General features: G+C 68.5%; 17 protein-coding genes. 10 read left to right on the top strand and 7 right to left on the bottom strand.

The genetic code is table 11. The features are described from left to right. Positions 1-102 precede the first annotated feature (102 nt). The 3 genes from AB4Y72_RS06795 to AB4Y72_RS06785 all read left to right on the top strand — a co-directional run bounded on the left by AB4Y72_RS06795 (position 103) and on the right by AB4Y72_RS06785 (position 1928). Positions 103-600: a MarR family winged helix-turn-helix transcriptional regulator gene (locus AB4Y72_RS06795; RefSeq protein ID WP_441425385.1), complete on the top strand. Its 498-nt coding sequence runs from the start codon at positions 103-105 to the stop codon at positions 598-600. Positions 601-705: 105 nt separating this feature from the next. Then, positions 706-972, top strand: coding sequence for a hypothetical protein (locus tag AB4Y72_RS06790; RefSeq protein ID WP_441425384.1), 267 nt, complete (start codon positions 706-708; stop codon positions 970-972). Continuing rightward, positions 969-1928, top strand: a complete 960-nt coding sequence (locus tag AB4Y72_RS06785) for a serine/threonine-protein kinase (RefSeq protein WP_441425383.1) — start codon at positions 969-971, stop codon at positions 1926-1928. The genes AB4Y72_RS06790 and AB4Y72_RS06785 overlap by 4 nt, the downstream gene beginning before the upstream one ends. Here the strand turns inward: AB4Y72_RS06785 and AB4Y72_RS06780 are convergent. Next, positions 1912-3042, bottom strand: coding sequence for a lactonase family protein (locus tag AB4Y72_RS06780; RefSeq protein WP_441425382.1), 1131 nt, complete (start codon positions 3040-3042; stop codon positions 1912-1914). The two genes, AB4Y72_RS06785 and AB4Y72_RS06780, sit on opposite strands and share 17 nt — an antisense overlap. A 252-nt stretch (positions 3043-3294) precedes the next feature. Between AB4Y72_RS06780 and AB4Y72_RS06775 the strand changes: the two genes are divergently transcribed. Next, complete coding sequence (locus tag AB4Y72_RS06775; RefSeq protein WP_441425381.1) at positions 3295-4128, top strand: putative protein N(5)-glutamine methyltransferase; 834 nt, start codon at positions 3295-3297, stop codon at positions 4126-4128. Between the two features lie 37 nt (positions 4129-4165). On the opposite strand, the gene AB4Y72_RS06770 is transcribed toward AB4Y72_RS06775, so the two are convergent. The 5 genes from AB4Y72_RS06770 to AB4Y72_RS06750 form a co-directional block, all read right to left on the bottom strand. Next, positions 4166-4630, bottom strand: coding sequence for a hypothetical protein (locus AB4Y72_RS06770; RefSeq protein ID WP_441425380.1), 465 nt, complete (start codon positions 4628-4630; stop codon positions 4166-4168). Between the two features lie 185 nt (positions 4631-4815). Beyond that, the gene (locus AB4Y72_RS06765; protein ID WP_441425379.1) at positions 4816-5079 is read right to left on the bottom strand and encodes a GlsB/YeaQ/YmgE family stress response membrane protein; all 264 of its coding nucleotides are present in this window, start codon (positions 5077-5079) and stop codon (positions 4816-4818) included. Between the two features lie 292 nt (positions 5080-5371). Then, positions 5372-6343 carry an aldo/keto reductase gene (locus tag AB4Y72_RS06760; protein WP_441425378.1) on the bottom strand — a complete coding sequence of 324 codons (972 nt, stop codon included), beginning with the start codon at positions 6341-6343 and terminating at the stop codon, positions 5372-5374. Positions 6344-6465: 122 nt separating this feature from the next. Further along, positions 6466-6675, bottom strand: coding sequence for a dodecin (locus AB4Y72_RS06755; RefSeq protein ID WP_441425377.1), 210 nt, complete (start codon positions 6673-6675; stop codon positions 6466-6468). A gap of 75 nt (positions 6676-6750) precedes the next feature. After that, entirely contained in the window at positions 6751-7662 is a 912-nt protein-coding gene (locus tag AB4Y72_RS06750; RefSeq protein ID WP_441425376.1) for an SGNH/GDSL hydrolase family protein, read from the bottom strand. A gap of 192 nt (positions 7663-7854) precedes the next feature. On the opposite strand from AB4Y72_RS06750, the gene AB4Y72_RS06745 reads away from it, so the two are divergent. Continuing rightward, positions 7855-8112, top strand: coding sequence for a metal-sensitive transcriptional regulator (locus AB4Y72_RS06745; protein ID WP_018774886.1), 258 nt, complete (start codon positions 7855-7857; stop codon positions 8110-8112). Positions 8113-8132: 20 nt separating this feature from the next. Here AB4Y72_RS06745 and AB4Y72_RS06740 read toward each other — a convergent pair whose 3' ends face one another. Beyond that, positions 8133-8843 (bottom strand): FadR/GntR family transcriptional regulator, encoded by a 711-nt coding sequence (locus AB4Y72_RS06740; protein WP_441425375.1) that lies wholly within the window; start codon positions 8841-8843, stop codon positions 8133-8135. Between the two features lie 241 nt (positions 8844-9084). Between AB4Y72_RS06740 and AB4Y72_RS06735 the strand changes: the two genes are divergently transcribed. The 5 genes from AB4Y72_RS06735 (at position 9085) to AB4Y72_RS06715 (ending at position 14251) form a co-directional block, all read left to right on the top strand. After that, positions 9085-10569, top strand: a complete 1485-nt coding sequence (locus tag AB4Y72_RS06735; RefSeq protein ID WP_441425374.1) for a four-carbon acid sugar kinase family protein — start codon at positions 9085-9087, stop codon at positions 10567-10569. An 83-nt stretch (positions 10570-10652) separates the two neighbouring features. Beyond that, on the top strand, positions 10653-11552 hold the full coding sequence (locus AB4Y72_RS06730; protein WP_441425373.1) for an NAD(P)-dependent oxidoreductase: 900 nt from the start codon (positions 10653-10655) through the stop codon (positions 11550-11552). After that, positions 11552-12436: a class II fructose-bisphosphate aldolase gene (locus AB4Y72_RS06725; RefSeq protein ID WP_441425372.1), complete on the top strand. Its 885-nt coding sequence runs from the start codon at positions 11552-11554 to the stop codon at positions 12434-12436. The genes AB4Y72_RS06730 and AB4Y72_RS06725 overlap by 1 nt, the downstream gene beginning before the upstream one ends. 133 nt (positions 12437-12569) lie before the next feature. Then, a complete protein-coding gene (locus AB4Y72_RS06720; protein ID WP_441425371.1) occupies positions 12570-13910 on the top strand; it encodes an acyltransferase family protein in 1341 nt (446 codons plus the stop codon). Further along, complete coding sequence (locus AB4Y72_RS06715) at positions 13907-14251, top strand: GNAT family N-acetyltransferase (RefSeq protein ID WP_441425370.1); 345 nt, start codon at positions 13907-13909, stop codon at positions 14249-14251. The genes AB4Y72_RS06720 and AB4Y72_RS06715 overlap by 4 nt, the downstream gene beginning before the upstream one ends. Positions 14252-14346: the final 95 nt, after the last annotated feature.

The following is a 14346-nucleotide window of genomic DNA, read 5'->3' as shown; positions in this document are numbered from 1 at the left end:
TTTTTGTGTCCCGGCCGGGGCCGGGGCGGCCCGCGGGGCACTTGCGCCTTGGCTGCTGGGATAGTTCGACAGGCTAGTTACCAGTTCCGCTAGGCTTGGCGGATGGAATCCCATGGCGCCCCGGACTCCGGGTACTGGTATAGCCCCGATGACCGGCTGGACCCTCCGGCGGCCATCCTGCAGGCCCTCCGGGACTACAGGACCTCGGAAGTGGCGACCAGGCGGTCCACCCGCGACTCGATGGGAATGGGCGAGACCGACCTGCTGGCTTTGCGCTACCTGCTGCGGGCCAAGTCAACCGGTGAGCGGGTGGGCCCGAAGGATCTCAGCCGCGTCCTGGGAATCACCACCGCTTCCACCACCTCGCTGATCGACCGGCTGGTGGCCAGCGGGCATGTCCGGCGGGAGCCGCACCCGACAGACCGGCGTTCGCTCGTGATCGTGCCGACGGCCGCCACCGATGCCGAGGTCCGCGCCACCCTGGGCCACATGCACCGGCAGATGATGGCCGTGGCCGAGTCCATGAGCGTTGAAGAGGCCCGGGTGGTCATCACCTTCCTGCGCCGGATGAGCGCGGCCATTAGCGAGGAGCGGCACTAGCCCCGGCCCGCTCACCTCACAAACTGGCTAGGTTAACTAGTTAGCCGGACTAGTTATATGTATGCTTACTACTTGTTTCCCGCTATCAAAACGAGAGTAGGCGTCGTGACTGAATCCGCAACCCTTCCCGGGGGCTCCGGCGGCAGTCCCCTCCCCGCATGGCAAATGCCCGACAGCCAGGTCCCGCGGCACTGCGGAACGGCCATGGAGTGGCGCTCCCCGGAGCCGGCCGCAATGTCCTCCTACTCGTTCGGACCCGCCGACCAGTCCTTGACCCTCCCTGCCCTGTGGCGGTGCCGCTGCGGGTTCCAGCTGGACGGGGTCGATCAGCGTGCCGCAGGTCCTGTTGCGGCCTACTGGCAAAGCCGGTGACCGCTCCGGCGGCTGAACGGCCGGTGTTCGCGGGCACTGTTCTCGAGGCAGAACGCCCCACGGGCGAACAGGGGTCCTTCCTGATCCACGAACTCCTGGGCCGAGGTGCCACCGCCACGGTCTTCCACGGCACTGACCTCGCGGAGAAGCGGCCCGTGGCCGTCAAGGTGGCCGAGGGGCCAGACGGCAGGCATTCGCGCAGGATCCATGATGAAGCCGGCATACTGTCCGCCCTGAATCACCCGGCGGTGGTCTCCTTCGTAGGGAAGGGGCGGGTTCCAGACGGACACCCGTGGGCGGGCCGCCCCTTCCTCGTGGAGGAATTTGCCTTTGGCGGCAATCTGGCCGAGCGGATCCACGCGGGCCCGGGCGATCCCCAGGACGTCGCCGGCTGGGCCGCGGCGGCACTGTCCGGGCTGGGCCACGTGCATGCGCGAGGACTTGTTCACCAGGACATCAAACCCGCCAACATCCTGCTTAGCGCGCTGCGCAGATCCCCGGTGCGGATCGCGGATTTCGGCGTCGCGGTCCCCGTGGGGACGGCCCTCGAGCCGGGAATGTCCTCGGGTACCGTGCACTACATGAGCCCGCAGCAGGCCAACGGGGGACCGGCCGATCCGGCGACGGACGTCTACGCCTTGGGCCTGGTTCTCCTGGAGTGCCTGACCGGAACCAAGGCTTTTCCGGGGACACACGTGGAGTCGCTCGTGGCACGCACCTTGCGCGGGCCGGTCATTCCGCAGGAGCTGGGCCCGCACTGGGTGTCGCTGCTGACGGCCATGACTGCCATGGAGGCCGCTGACCGGCCCTCTGCGGCAGAGGCCTCGGCCGGGGCCGCCGCGATGATCCAGCGTCCCGCGCTGCCGCTGCGGGATTTCGCCGCCGGGCTCTTTGCCGGCAGCGGGAAGGGCGCACCCCGGGCGCCCGGGCGCCAGACGCTCAGCCCCGCCGCGTGAGCCCGGCCCGCGCGGGCACCAGCGCGGTAGGGGACGCCACGTCCAGCCTGCCCGCGGGGGCGCCGGGCAGCCCGGACTCAGGGTCCAACGGGAACGTCACGACGTCGCCGGATCGTTCGTGGGCCACGTGCAGCCATCCGTTGCCGACCAGGTGGTGCCGGGGCCAGTTGCCTCCGCTGGGGACATCGGCCACCGCTCGCAGGGCCGTACCGCCGTCCACCACCTGCAACACGCCGATCCGATTCGAGCCGCGGACGCCGATGTAGGCGTGCCTGCCGTCTCCCGCCAGCGCGATCTCGGCCGCCGCATCGCCCGGCAAAGCTCCGCCGGCGGTGGCCGGCCCGACGTGGCCGAGCCGGAAGTCCGCGGAGCCCGGCGATTCCATGGCCACCGCCACCTCAACGGAATACTCGGTCACCACAAAGACATTGCCGCCCGGGTGCTGGACCAGATGCCGCGGTCCGCTGCCCCGGGGCATGACCACCTCGTGGTCCAGGTCCAGCCCTGGCACCGGCCCGGACCGGACGTTCCAGATCCGCAGGAGGTCGTGCCCGAGGTCTGTGGTCATCACGCGTTCGTCCGAAAGCATGAGCGCGGCATGGGCCCGGCTGGGCCGCTTGGCGCGGTCGCGGTCTGGGTCCTCGCGGTCCGGAGTCCCGCCGCCGGAAGCCTGAGCGCCGGGGGCGTCGCCGTAGGGATCGCGGGACGCCGCGGCGGCGGTCCGGCTCGTGATCTGGCCCTCGGCGTCGAGTTCGTAGAACAGCACCTGGCCATCGCCCCAGCAGCACACCACCAGGAAGCGGCCGGAAGGATCGACCGCGACATGGCAGGCGGCGTCGCCGGCCGGCCATGCCGGGCCGGCGGGCTCCAAGCCAAACGCACCGGCCCGACGGTACGCCCTGACCGTCCGTGCCTGCTCGGCAACGGCATAGACGGCGGCCAGCGAGGGATGGACCGCCACGAAGGATGGAGAATCGGCCTCGGCCGCGACACCCAGCCAGCGCAGGGTACCGTCCGCCGCCGGGGCGACCGCGCCGATCCCGATGCCGCTGCCGCCGGAGTCCGCCGTATAACTGCCGGTCCAGATGAGCTCGTGTGCAGAGAAGGAATCCATGGTGCCATCCTGCCAGCCGGGCGCTCCGAGAAGCGGTCAACCGCCGCCGCAATCCGGCCGCACAATTACCGCAGGATTGAGCCCCGCGCACCGGTCCGCGTTGGGTAGCATGGGGACTCCGAGCACACGCAGCAGAAGGAGGTGGGTCCCGTTCACGCAAGTCCAGACAAGGTGCCCTCCCAGCGCTGCCGGCCTGACTGACGCCGCCAGCTCCCGCTGAGGGCGTCTGACCCCAGACCGAAAGGCGCTCCTATGCCATCAATCCGTCACGATTCCCCGCACGAGGCGCTCACGGCCCGGCTCCGCGCAGCCGGCTGCGTGTTTGCCGAGGACGAGGCCCGCCTGCTGATCTCCGCCGCCCAGACGCCGGAGGCCCTTGAATCGATGACCAGCCGCAGGGCCGCCGGCCTACCGCTTGAACACGTTCTGGGCTGGGCGGAATTCTGCGGGCTCCGGATCGCCGTGGACACGGGCGTCTTCGTGCCGCGGCGCCGGACAGAGTTTCTCGTCCGGCAGGCCGCAGCCCTCCTGGATGGGTGGCGCCGGGAATCGCCTGTTGCCGCCCTTCCGTCGCCGGTCGTGGTCGATCTGTGCTGCGGGTCCGGTGCTGTTGGGGCTGCGCTTGCCGCGCTCGCCGGCCCAGCCGAACTGCATTGCGCGGACATAGACCCGGCCGCCGTGGCGTGTGCGCGGACCAACGTCCTGCCGCTGGGCGGACAGGTGCACGAAGGTGACCTCTACGCTCCGCTCCCGCCGGGACTCCGCGGCCGGGTGCGGGTGCTGGCCGTCAATGCCCCGTACGTTCCGTCAGCGGACATCGAAACCATGCCGCAGGAGGCGCGGCTGCATGAACCGCGGGCCTGCCTCGACGGCGGTGTGGACGGGCTGGAAGTGCAGCGCCGGGTCGCCGCCGGGGCGCTGCACTGGCTGGCCCCCGGCGGGCACGTGCTGATCGAGACGAGCCGCCGGCAGGCCGCCGGGACGGCCCGGATCTTACGCCGGCATGGCCTGGCGGCCCGCGTGCTGCGTTCGGAGGAGCTGGGAGCTACGGTGGTGGCCGGAGTGCGCCGGGCGTCCACCGAATGAAGGTGGCAGGCAACAGTCCCGGCGCCGCTCCCGGCGGCTAGGGCAGCTTGTCCGCCTCGACGTTGGTGGCGGGACCGGCGGGGGTGGCGCCGCCTTCGTCCGACCAGTCCTGCCCGTCCTGGTCGGTGAGCGCCGGGTCGGAGCGGACGTCGGGGGCCACCGTCGTCTTCGGGGCGCCGCCGGGGGTATTCGCGGCCTTGGGCTCCGGGCCGCTATCGCGGTGCGCCGACCCGCTATCGCGGTGCTCAATGCCGCTATCGCGGTGAACTGCGGAGCTCATGATTGTTCCCGCCCGGCGGGCGGCTTCACCCAGCTGCTCGGAGACCTCGGGGGCCTTGTCCTTCACCGCATCGGCGGCCGCCGAGAGCTTGTCCTGCACCGGCTTGCTGCGCCAGAGATCGGCGGTCCGGGACCTGAAATTTTCGTAGGCCGCGCGGCCGGACCGTGAGCCCAGGACGTAGCCCGCGGCCAGCCCTGCGCCGAAAAGAAGTTTGCCTTTCATGCTGTGCTCCTGTTCCGTGAGTTGTACGTGAAAAGTCTTACGTGAAAAGACTTACGTGACGAGTGGACGTTCCTGAAAGTGGCCGCGTGGCTGAAATGTGCGCTGATGCCGCTGCGGCCGGGAAAAAATATGCGAAAAAACCGGCCCCGGGAAATCCCGGGACCGGCTTTCGGTCAGATTCCGCTTTAGCGGGCTGAGCGCTTGCTGATCATGCCGTAAACGAGCAGGACGATGATCGCACCGCCGATGGCCAGGAGCCAGGTCGACAGCGAGAAGAACTCGTTGATGCCCACACCGAACAGTGCACTGCCGATGAATCCGCCCAGCAGAGCGCCGACGACGCCCAGAATCAGAGTGATGATGATGCCACCGCCCTGACGGCCCGGGAGGATTGCCTTAGCGATTGCGCCGGCGATGAGGCCCAGAATCAGAAATGCGAAAAAACCCATTTTGTCGTTCCTTCTTCTTCATTGAGGAGGCACCCGGATCGCCGGGTGCGCTACATCCTTCTGCCCTAATACTAATCATGCTTAGTATCAAAGGGCCACCCGACTCTCTCGGGGTGTCGCCGGCCGGGTGTCAAAACAGCCGCGTGTGGCGGGCCGGTCTGCGGGAGTTCACGCCGTGTGCGGGCAGTGTTCAAGTGGTGGTTGGCCAATCGTTCGCTGCTGAATTATCCACGGGGCAACTGTAGTAATCGGGCGGCAACGGGTCATTTGGATGCCCGACGCCGGCGGTCGCCTACCACGCGTAGTCTTCGGGGGCCGCGCGGTGGCCGGGGAAAATCTCGTCGAGACGCTTGAGGGCGGCCGCGTCGAGTTTCAGTTTGTGGGCCCTGATGGCGCCTTGGAGCTGCTTAAGGGTCCGCGGGCCGATGATCGCGGCGGACACGGCCGGCTGATGGAGCAGCCACGCCAGCGCCACGTCGGCAGGTTCGTGCCCCAGTTCCTCGGCGAAGTCCTCATATCTGCGGATCTGCTTCTGGTGCGCCTTGAGCGCCTCGAGGGCGCGGCCGGTGGTGCGGCGGACGCCGTCGTGCTCCTGCTTCAGCACGCCGCCCAGCACGCCGCCGTGCAGCGGTGACCACGGCAGGATCCCCAGGCCATACTGCTGGGCAGCGGGGATCACTTCCCGTTCCAGATCCCGGGTCAGCAGGTTGTAGATGGATTGCTCGCTGATCAGCCCGTTGTAGTGGCGGCGGTTTGCCGTTTCCTGGGCGCGGGCTATGTGCCAGCCGGCGAAGTTGCTGCTGCCGGTATAGAGGATTTTGCCTTGCCCGACGGCGACCTCGATGGCCTGCCAGATTTCTTCCCAGGGCGTGTTCCGGTCCACGTGATGGAACTGGTAGAGGTCGACATAGTCCGTCTGCAGGCGTTTCAAGCTGGCATCGAGCGCCCGGCGGATATGCAGCGCGGAAAGCTTGGACTCATTCGGCCGGTCCGTCATGGTGCCAAACAGTTTCGTGGCGAGCACCGTGCGCTCGCGGCGCTCGCCACCCTGGGCAAACCAGCGGCCGAGGATTTCCTCCGTCCAGCCGCGGTGGCTCGAACCGCCGTACACATTGGCGGTGTCGATGAAATTGATGCCGGCGGCCTGGGCGGTGTCGAGGATTTCGAAGGCCTGAGTCTCCTCGGTCTGCTGGCCGAAGTTCATGGTCCCCAGGCACAGGCGTGAGACTGTCAGGCCGGAGCGGCCCAAATGCGTATAGCGCATGACGCGCTCCTCTCCGTCCTGACCTCCTCTGTCCTGACGTTGCTGTCCTGGCGTGTTGCCGGTTGTGTTGTCCCGGGTTGTGTTGTCCGGGCCGGCGCGTGCCGCCGCCCCGAAGGCTGGCGTCAGCGTTCCAGGCGGAACCCGAGCTTGATGGTGACCTGCCAGTCGGCGATCTGCCCGTTTTCCAGGTGGCCGCGGATTTCTTTCACTTCGAACCAGTCAAGGTTCCGCAGGGTCTTGGCGGCCTCGGCGATACCGTTCCGGACGGCCGCATCGACGCCCTCGTCCGAGGTTCCGACAATTTCAGAAATGCTGTAGGTGTGATTAGACAACTTCGCTCCTCGTGATCGCCATCGATGCCCGGCTGCGGGCCGTTCCTGCAGACTAGCTCACCGGCCCCGGCCGGACTAGGGGCCTGCGCCCGGGGCCGCCGAACCCGGGGGCGGCCCCGGCAGCGGGCGCTTGGCCTGCCGCGGCACGACGTCGGCGCGGGGCCGGATCCGCCCCACCATCCAGGGCAGCATGTAGTGCGCGACCCAGGCCAGGTCGCTGGCCCGTGTTTCGCGCCAATTGCCCGGCGGCATGGGCTTGGGCTCCAGGGGCTGCAGCCTGTGCGGCACGCTGAGCGTGTCCAGGACCATGGCAGCTATGGTGTGGTGCCCCAGCGGCGAGAAGTGCAGCCGGTCCGGGTCCCACATCCGCGGGTCGCTCAGCTGCCGCAGCGCCCACAAATCGGCGATCACGGCATTGTGCCGGGCGGCAATGACGCGGATATTTTCGTTGAAAACGGCGACTTTCCCCCGGATGTGCCCGAACACGGCGGTCTCGCCCCAGTCCGGTCCGGTGAACAGGATCACCGTGGCCCCGGTGGCCGAGAGCGTCACGACGGCGTCGTCGAGGGCGGCGGCCATCCGGTCCGGGTCGCCGCGATGAAACACGAGATCGTTCCCGCCGGCCGAGAGGGTGACGAGGTCCGGCATAAGGTTCAGGGCCGGCCCGAGCTGCTGGTCGAGGATGTCGCGCAGGACCATGCCGCTGATGGCCAGGTTCGCGTAGCCGAACTCGCCGCGGCCTTCGCCGAGTTCCTCCGCAATGCGGTCCGCCCACCCCCGCATGCCGCCCGGACTCAGCGGCTCTGGGTCGCCGACGCCTGCCGTGAACGAATCCCCGATGGCGACGTACCGGCTCCACGGCTGTGGGCGCCAATCGTCCGGGCGCCCCCGCGCGGTACTCTGATCCCCCGGATGCCACGGACCCGCGGCGGGAATGTTGGCGCCGGTATGGCCGGCGCCCGGCTCAAGGAACCTGGCGGCGTTCACATCACCAGCATTACGCTGATAATTCATGCCGCGCTAGGTACTTATGCCCCTAGCGGGGTGCCGGAGAGGCGCCCCCAACAGGTTCGACGGCGGGCCCTAACGGGCCCCGCTGCCGGACCGGGTCCACTACGGCGGGCCAAATACTCAGGGGGGTATGATGGTAAGTCAAGCGCATCGATCCCGGAGGAGCCAATGGAACTCGATCCCACCGACATGAAGCCTGTCATCAACCGGCTTCGCCGTGCCCAGGGGCAGCTCGCGGCGGTGACCCGGATGATCGAGGAGGGCCGTGACTGCAAGAGCGTCGTGACCCAGCTGGCCGCCGTCTCCAGCGCCTTGGACAAAGCGGGTTTCTCCATCATCGCCACGGGCCTGCAGCAGTGCATGCAGCAGGAGGACCCCAGCCTGGACCGGGCCGAACTCGAGAAGCTCTTCCTCTCGCTCGCCTGAGCCGCGGACGGCCCGGCGCGTCAGGCGGGGCCGTCGGCCAGGACGTAGGTCTTCAAATCATCAAGTGTCTGTTGCATGTGCGCGTCCATGGCGTCGCGGGCACGGTGCGGATCGCGTGATGCCAGGGCATTCAGAATGTTCTGGTGGTGTCCGATGGCGTGCTCCTGGATGTCCGGCACCTGGGACGTTTCCGTCCGCCGCTTTTCCAGGACGCGGTGCAGCGGCTCGAAGAGCACCGCGACAAAGACGTTTTCCGAGGCCTGCAGGATGAGGTCGTGGAAGGCGAGGTCAGCCTCCACGAATGCGCCGAGATCGTCCGCCTCGTGCGCCCGCCTCATCTTCTCGACCTCCCTGCCCAGAAGCCCGAGGTCGGAGTCGGACATCCGCCCGGCAGCCAGTTCGCAGGCGCCCGTCTCCAGCATCCGGCGCAGCTCAATGAGTTGAATCGCCGCCGAGGCGTCGTTCGTGCCTTCCGACGCGGCCCGCAGCACGGCGTCCAGCGAGCCCCAGCGGTTCACCGGGTTGACGAAGGTGCCGCGGCCCCGTTCCACGCTGAGAATCCGCTGGGCTTCAAGAGTCTTCATCGCCTCGCGCACGGTCATTCGGCTGACCTCGTGCCGGGAGCTGAGTTCGAGTTCGCCGGGGACGCTCGCGCCGGGCGGAAATTCCCCGGCAATAATCCGGTCCAGCAGTTCGTCGGCCACTACGCCGACCAGCGATTTCCTAGCCAATTCTCCCCGTCCAGCGGCTCCGCTTTTCCTGATGCCCTGCCTGATAATGCCGTGCCGGATGCTTGGCCTGATCTTTTCTGATGGCGTCTTCCTGAGGGCCAAGTCTACTTGCGTACCGTTGTGCCATATGCCACACTAACACCCATAAATAAGATGTCTGACATCTTACATTTATGCCCTTGGTGCGGCTCCCTGCGAACCGCGGCTTTCCACAGATCGATCCCACACAATGGAGTGCATAGTGCCCCTCGAAGCAGACGTGCTGGCCGCTTTCCCCGCGGAAGTACAGATCCCCGCCCGGTTAGTGGCAGATAGCGTGGCCGCCTCGTCCGAGGTGTCCCGCCGGATCCTGGTAGTGCTCGACGACGACCCCACCGGCACGCAGTCCGTGGCGAACCTTCCGGTTCTCACCCGGTGGGAGGTGGCCGACTTCGCCTGGGCCTTTGCCTACGAAGCCGACGGCCAGCGCCAGCGCGCGGTCTACGTGCTGACCAACACCCGCAGCCTTGACCCCGCGGAGGCGGCGTCCCGCAACGAGGAAATCGTCCGGAACGCCCTCATGGCCGCCTCGGCAGACCGGACGCTGCGGCTCAGCTTCGTCAGCCGCAGCGATTCCACCCTCCGGGGCCACTACCCGCTCGAGCCGGACGTCATTGCGGCCACCGTCACGGCCGTCACCGGCGAGGTGACGGACGGCGTCGTGATTGTTCCCGCCTTCCCCGACGCCGGCCGCGTGACAGTCGGCGGCGTGCACTACATGCGCGGCACGGGTGCGGATGCCAGCCAGCTCACCCCCGTCGCCGAGACAGAATTCGCCCGCGACGCCAGCTTCGGCTTCACCAATTCGGAGATGGCCAAATACGTGGAGGAGAAGTCGCAGGGCCGGTTCCCCGCGGATTCGGTGATCGTGCTGGACCTGAACCTCATCCGGGCCTCCACCGATCCGCTGATCTCCGCCAAGGCCATTGCCGACGCCATCGACCCAGCCACCGGGTCCACACCGATCGTGGCGGACATCGTGACCGAAAACGATCTCCGCGCCCTGGCCCTGGGCCTGGAGGAGGCAGAACGCCGCGGCAAGAAACTGCTCTACCGCGTGGGACCGCCGTTTGTCCGGGCGCGGATCGGCCAGGACATCCGCACCGAGCTCAGCAGCGACGAAGCGTATGCGGGCAACACCCCCTCGGCTGCCGGTGGCCTGATCGTCGTCGGCTCGCATGTCGGCGTCACCACCCGCCAACTCAAGGCCCTCACCGAACAGCACCGCGCGGCACGGATCGTGGAGATCGACGTCGAAAAACTCCTTGCCGACAACGCGGGGGAGTACCTCGACGAGACCGTTGACACGGTGGTTGCGGCCCTCCGTCGCGGCGACGTGATCGTTCACACCAGCCGGCTGCTGATCAAGACCGCCGACGCCGCCGAAAGCCTGCGGATCGCCCGCACCGTGTCCGCCGCCGTCGTCGCGGTAGTGAACCGCACGCTCAAGACCTTCCCGCCCCGCTTCGTGATCGCCAAGGGCGGCATCACGTCCTCGGACGTCGCCGCCCACGGCCTGGAAATCCGGCACGCGATTGTCCGTGGCCCCATGCTGCCGGGCATCGTCAGCCTGTGGGAGCCGGTGGACGGGCCCGCCAAGGGCATCCCGTACATCGTCTTCGCCGGCAATGTCGGCGATGACCAGTCCCTGGCCCAGGTCACCCGCAAGCTCAGCAGCGCCTTCTGAATCGTCCCGCCTGTCCCAGGCGAGGGCCCGCCCAAAACCGTCCAACACCGCACGGCACACCACGTCATTCGATGGAGAACACCATGACCTGCAACTACACCATTACCGTCCTGGGCCTCGGCGCCATGGGCCTGCCCATGGCCACGCGCCTGGCGAGCCAGCTCACCGTCCACGGCTTCGACATCGCCGAGCCGCGCCTGAAGCTGGCAGAAGAAGCCGGCATCCGCACGTTCGCCTCCGCACGGGAAGCCTCGGAGGGCGCCGACGCCCTGCTGCTGGCAGTGCGCAACGGTGAACAGCTGGCCGATGTCCTCTTCGGCGAGAACGGCGTGGCCTCCGTACTCAAGCCGGGCGCCGTCGTGATTCTGGGCAGCACCGTGGGCACCGAGGCCATCCCGGCCACGGTGGAGCGCCTGGCCGGCTACGGCGTCGAGTTAGTTGACGCCCCGCTGTCCGGCGGCCCCAAGCGTGCCGGCGACGGCGACCTCCTGATTGTGGTGGGCGCATCGCCCGAGGCCCGGGAAAAGGCCCGCCCGGCCCTCGAGCTGCTGGCCTCCACCCTGACCGTCGTGGGCGACAACCCCGGCGACGGCCAGGCCCTCAAGACCGTCAACCAGCTGCTCTGCGGCATCCACATCGCCGCGGCCGCCGAGGCAATGGCCCTGGCGGACGCCCTCGGCCTGGACCAGGCCAAGACCCTCGCCGCGCTTGAGGCCGGCGCGGCCGGCTCCTTCATGCTCTCCAACCGCGGCCCGCGCATCCTGGAGGCCTACACCGAAGACGGTGCCGAGGTCCTCAGCCGCCTGGACATCTTCGTCAAGGACATGGGGATCGTCGGCAAGGCCACCCGCGCAGCCGGCCTCGCCGCCCCGGTGGCCACCGCCGCCGAGCAGCTTTACCTCCTCGGCCAGGCCCAGGGCCTCGCGGCCGCCGATGACTCCGCCGTCATCAAGGTCCTCGCGCCCACCAAGCGCACCGCCTGATGCGTGCCCGACTCGACACCCTGGTCAGCGGCGCCCTGCAACACGGCTCGGCCGTGCCGGCGTTCACGTGCTACGACTTCACCACCGCACTCGCCGTTGTGGGTGCGGCCGAGGAATCCGGCCGCGGCGCCATCCTGCTCGTCGCGCCGAAGACGGCGGCCACGCCCAACGGGCTGCGGCTGATCGCCGCGCTCCGCGGCCTCGCCGACGCCGCCGGCGTGCCGATTGCGGTGCAGATCGATCATGCCACCGACCCGCAGCTCATCGCCCGCGCCGTCGGCGCCGGGGCCGACTCAGTACTGGTCGACGGGTCATCGCTGCCGTACGAGGACAACATCGCCTTGGTCCGGAGCGTCCGCGCCGCCTTGACGGCGCAAGGAAGGGCCGACGTCGTGATTGAGGCCGAACTGGGCGGACTCGCCGGCGACGAGGACCGGGCTTTCGGGACCGACGGCGCGGACGACGCAGGCAGCACGGCTGCGGACGGGCCCGCCGGCCTCACGGACTCCGCCCAGGTGGAGGACTTCGTGGCCCGCACCGGGGCGCAGCTGCTGGCCGTGGCCGTCGGCAATGTCCATGGAAAGTACAAGGGGGAGCCCCGGCTGCGCTGGGACGTGCTGCAGGACATCGCCGTGCGGACCCGGATCCCCCTGGTCCTGCATGGCGCCTCGGGGATTCCGGCGGAGGAACTGGTCAAGGCCGCGGCCATGAACGTGGGGAAGGTCAACTTCAACACCGAGCTGCGCACCGGAGTCCTCGCGGTCCTTGAGGACCAGACCGCCGCACACCGGGCCGACGGCGAGAACCTCCAGGCCCTTCTCGGCCACTGGGATTCCACCGCCAGGACATTCGCGGCCACAGCGTTGGCCACGCTGTCCCGCTGACGGCGCCGGCGGCCCGGCGCGGCTCCGTGCGGCCCGGCGCGGCTCCGAGCGGACGGGCCGAATTACCCCTCGCCGTGAGGCGTCTCCAAGGCCGACAATGGAGGCAACAGAGCCGGGCTTCCTAGGGGGCGCTATGGTTTCACAGCAGCGCGCAGCCGGCAGGCCGGCCGTGATGCCGGACCGCGACCCGGTGATCGATCTGGCCCGGTTCTTCTGCCTGGTCCTGGTGGTGGTCGGGCACACCATGATGGTCAGCCCCGTCCTGCACCGGGACGGCACCGTGACCACCGAAAACACCCTCGGCAATCAACACTGGTTTGAGCCTGTCGTGTGGGTCCTGCAGATCATGCCGCTCTTCTTCGTGGCCGGCGGAATCACGGGCCTGCAGTCCTGGCGGCGGCTGCGGGCCAGGGGCGGCAACGCCAGTGATTTCATGCAGGTCCGGCTGCTGCGCCTGATCCGTCCGGCGGCGGTCCTGCTGGCCGTCATGTTCACCGGCCTGTCCCTGGCCCTCCTCTCGGGGGTGGATCCGCAGGTCATCCAGCTGCTCACCAGCGGAGCGGGCATGCCGCTCTGGTTCCTCGCCGCGTACCTCGCCGCGCAGCTGAATCTTCCGTGGCTGGCGGCCCTGCACGGCCGTGCCCCGTGGCTGACCCTCGCCGGGCTCACCTCCCTGGTGGTGACGGTCGATTGCCTGCGCGGCGTGCTGCCGGCGCTGGCCTACCTCAACATGGTGTTTCTGTGGTGCGCCGTGCAGCAGCTCGGATTCATCGTCGCTGACAGCCGGCCGCTGCACCCGAGCCGGCCGGCGCTGTTTGGCATTATCGTCGCCAGCAACGCGGTGCTGGGGCTGCTGGTCCTGCTGGGGCTGTACTCCGGGAACATGCTGGTGAACCTCAACCCGCCCAATGTGACGCTGCTGCTCCTGGGCATCTCGCAGGCCGCTGCCCTGAAGCTCTTCCGGCCGGCGCTGGTCCGCATCGCGTCCCTGGCCTGGGTGCGCAAGGTGGTGGGGGTGGCCGGACGGCGGTCCATGACCGTCTATTTGTGGCACCTTCCCCTGCTGGCGGCGATGTCCGGGCTGCTGCTGCTGACCGACGTTCCGCAGCCGGCCGGCGGGAGCGCGGCATGGTGGTGGGCGCGGCCCCTGGTGCTCTTGGGTGTCATCGCGCTGTTACTGCCGGTGCTGGCGCTGTTTGGCAGACTCGAAGATCCGCCGACGGCGCCGGGCCCCGCGCGGAGCCGGCCGGCGGCCGCCGTGCTGCTGGCCGCCGTCGCCGTCTTTGTCCCCGCCGTCCAGGCGGCGCTCAATGGGCTCACGCTCGGTCTGCTGGGCGGCGGCGCCGCATGTTTCGCGCTCGCGGTGGTGCTTTTGGGGCGGATTCCTGCCCGGCTCACGGCATCGGCTGACCGGCCCGGCGGATCGGAACCGCCATTGCCACGCCCGCCATTAAGTGCCAATGTCGAACCATGACGGAGAACTCGGCAGCGACGGAAGACACCTTCAGCCCGGACGTCTCCACGACGAGGAACGACGAGTTGCACCGCTATGAACTCCATGCCGGCGGCAAGCTCGCCGTCCAGGTGCGTTTCATCGACAGGCCGGGCCATATCGACTTTATCCACACGGACACGGCAGAGCAGTTCCAGGGCCAGGGGCTCGCCAAGGTGCTGGCGCACTTCGCGCTCGATGACGTGGTGGCATCCGGCAAGCGGATCATCCCGCATTGCCCCTTCATGTACCGCTACCTGCGCAGGCACGAGTCGTACCACCAATATGTGGACTGGCCGGAGCGGCTGCCGGAGGGCGCCTGACTCCTGCGAAAGGGCGGGCAGCAGCAGCCGGGGAGATAAGCTCCGGCTTGTGAGCCGGACAACAACCTCGTAAGGTTTGAGCAGAGTTATGCAGT

The organism is Arthrobacter sp. YAF34, assembly GCF_052113245.1.
Classification (GTDB): Bacteria; Actinomycetota; Actinomycetes; order Actinomycetales; family Micrococcaceae; genus Arthrobacter.
This window is presented reverse-complemented; position numbering and strand designations above follow the sequence as displayed.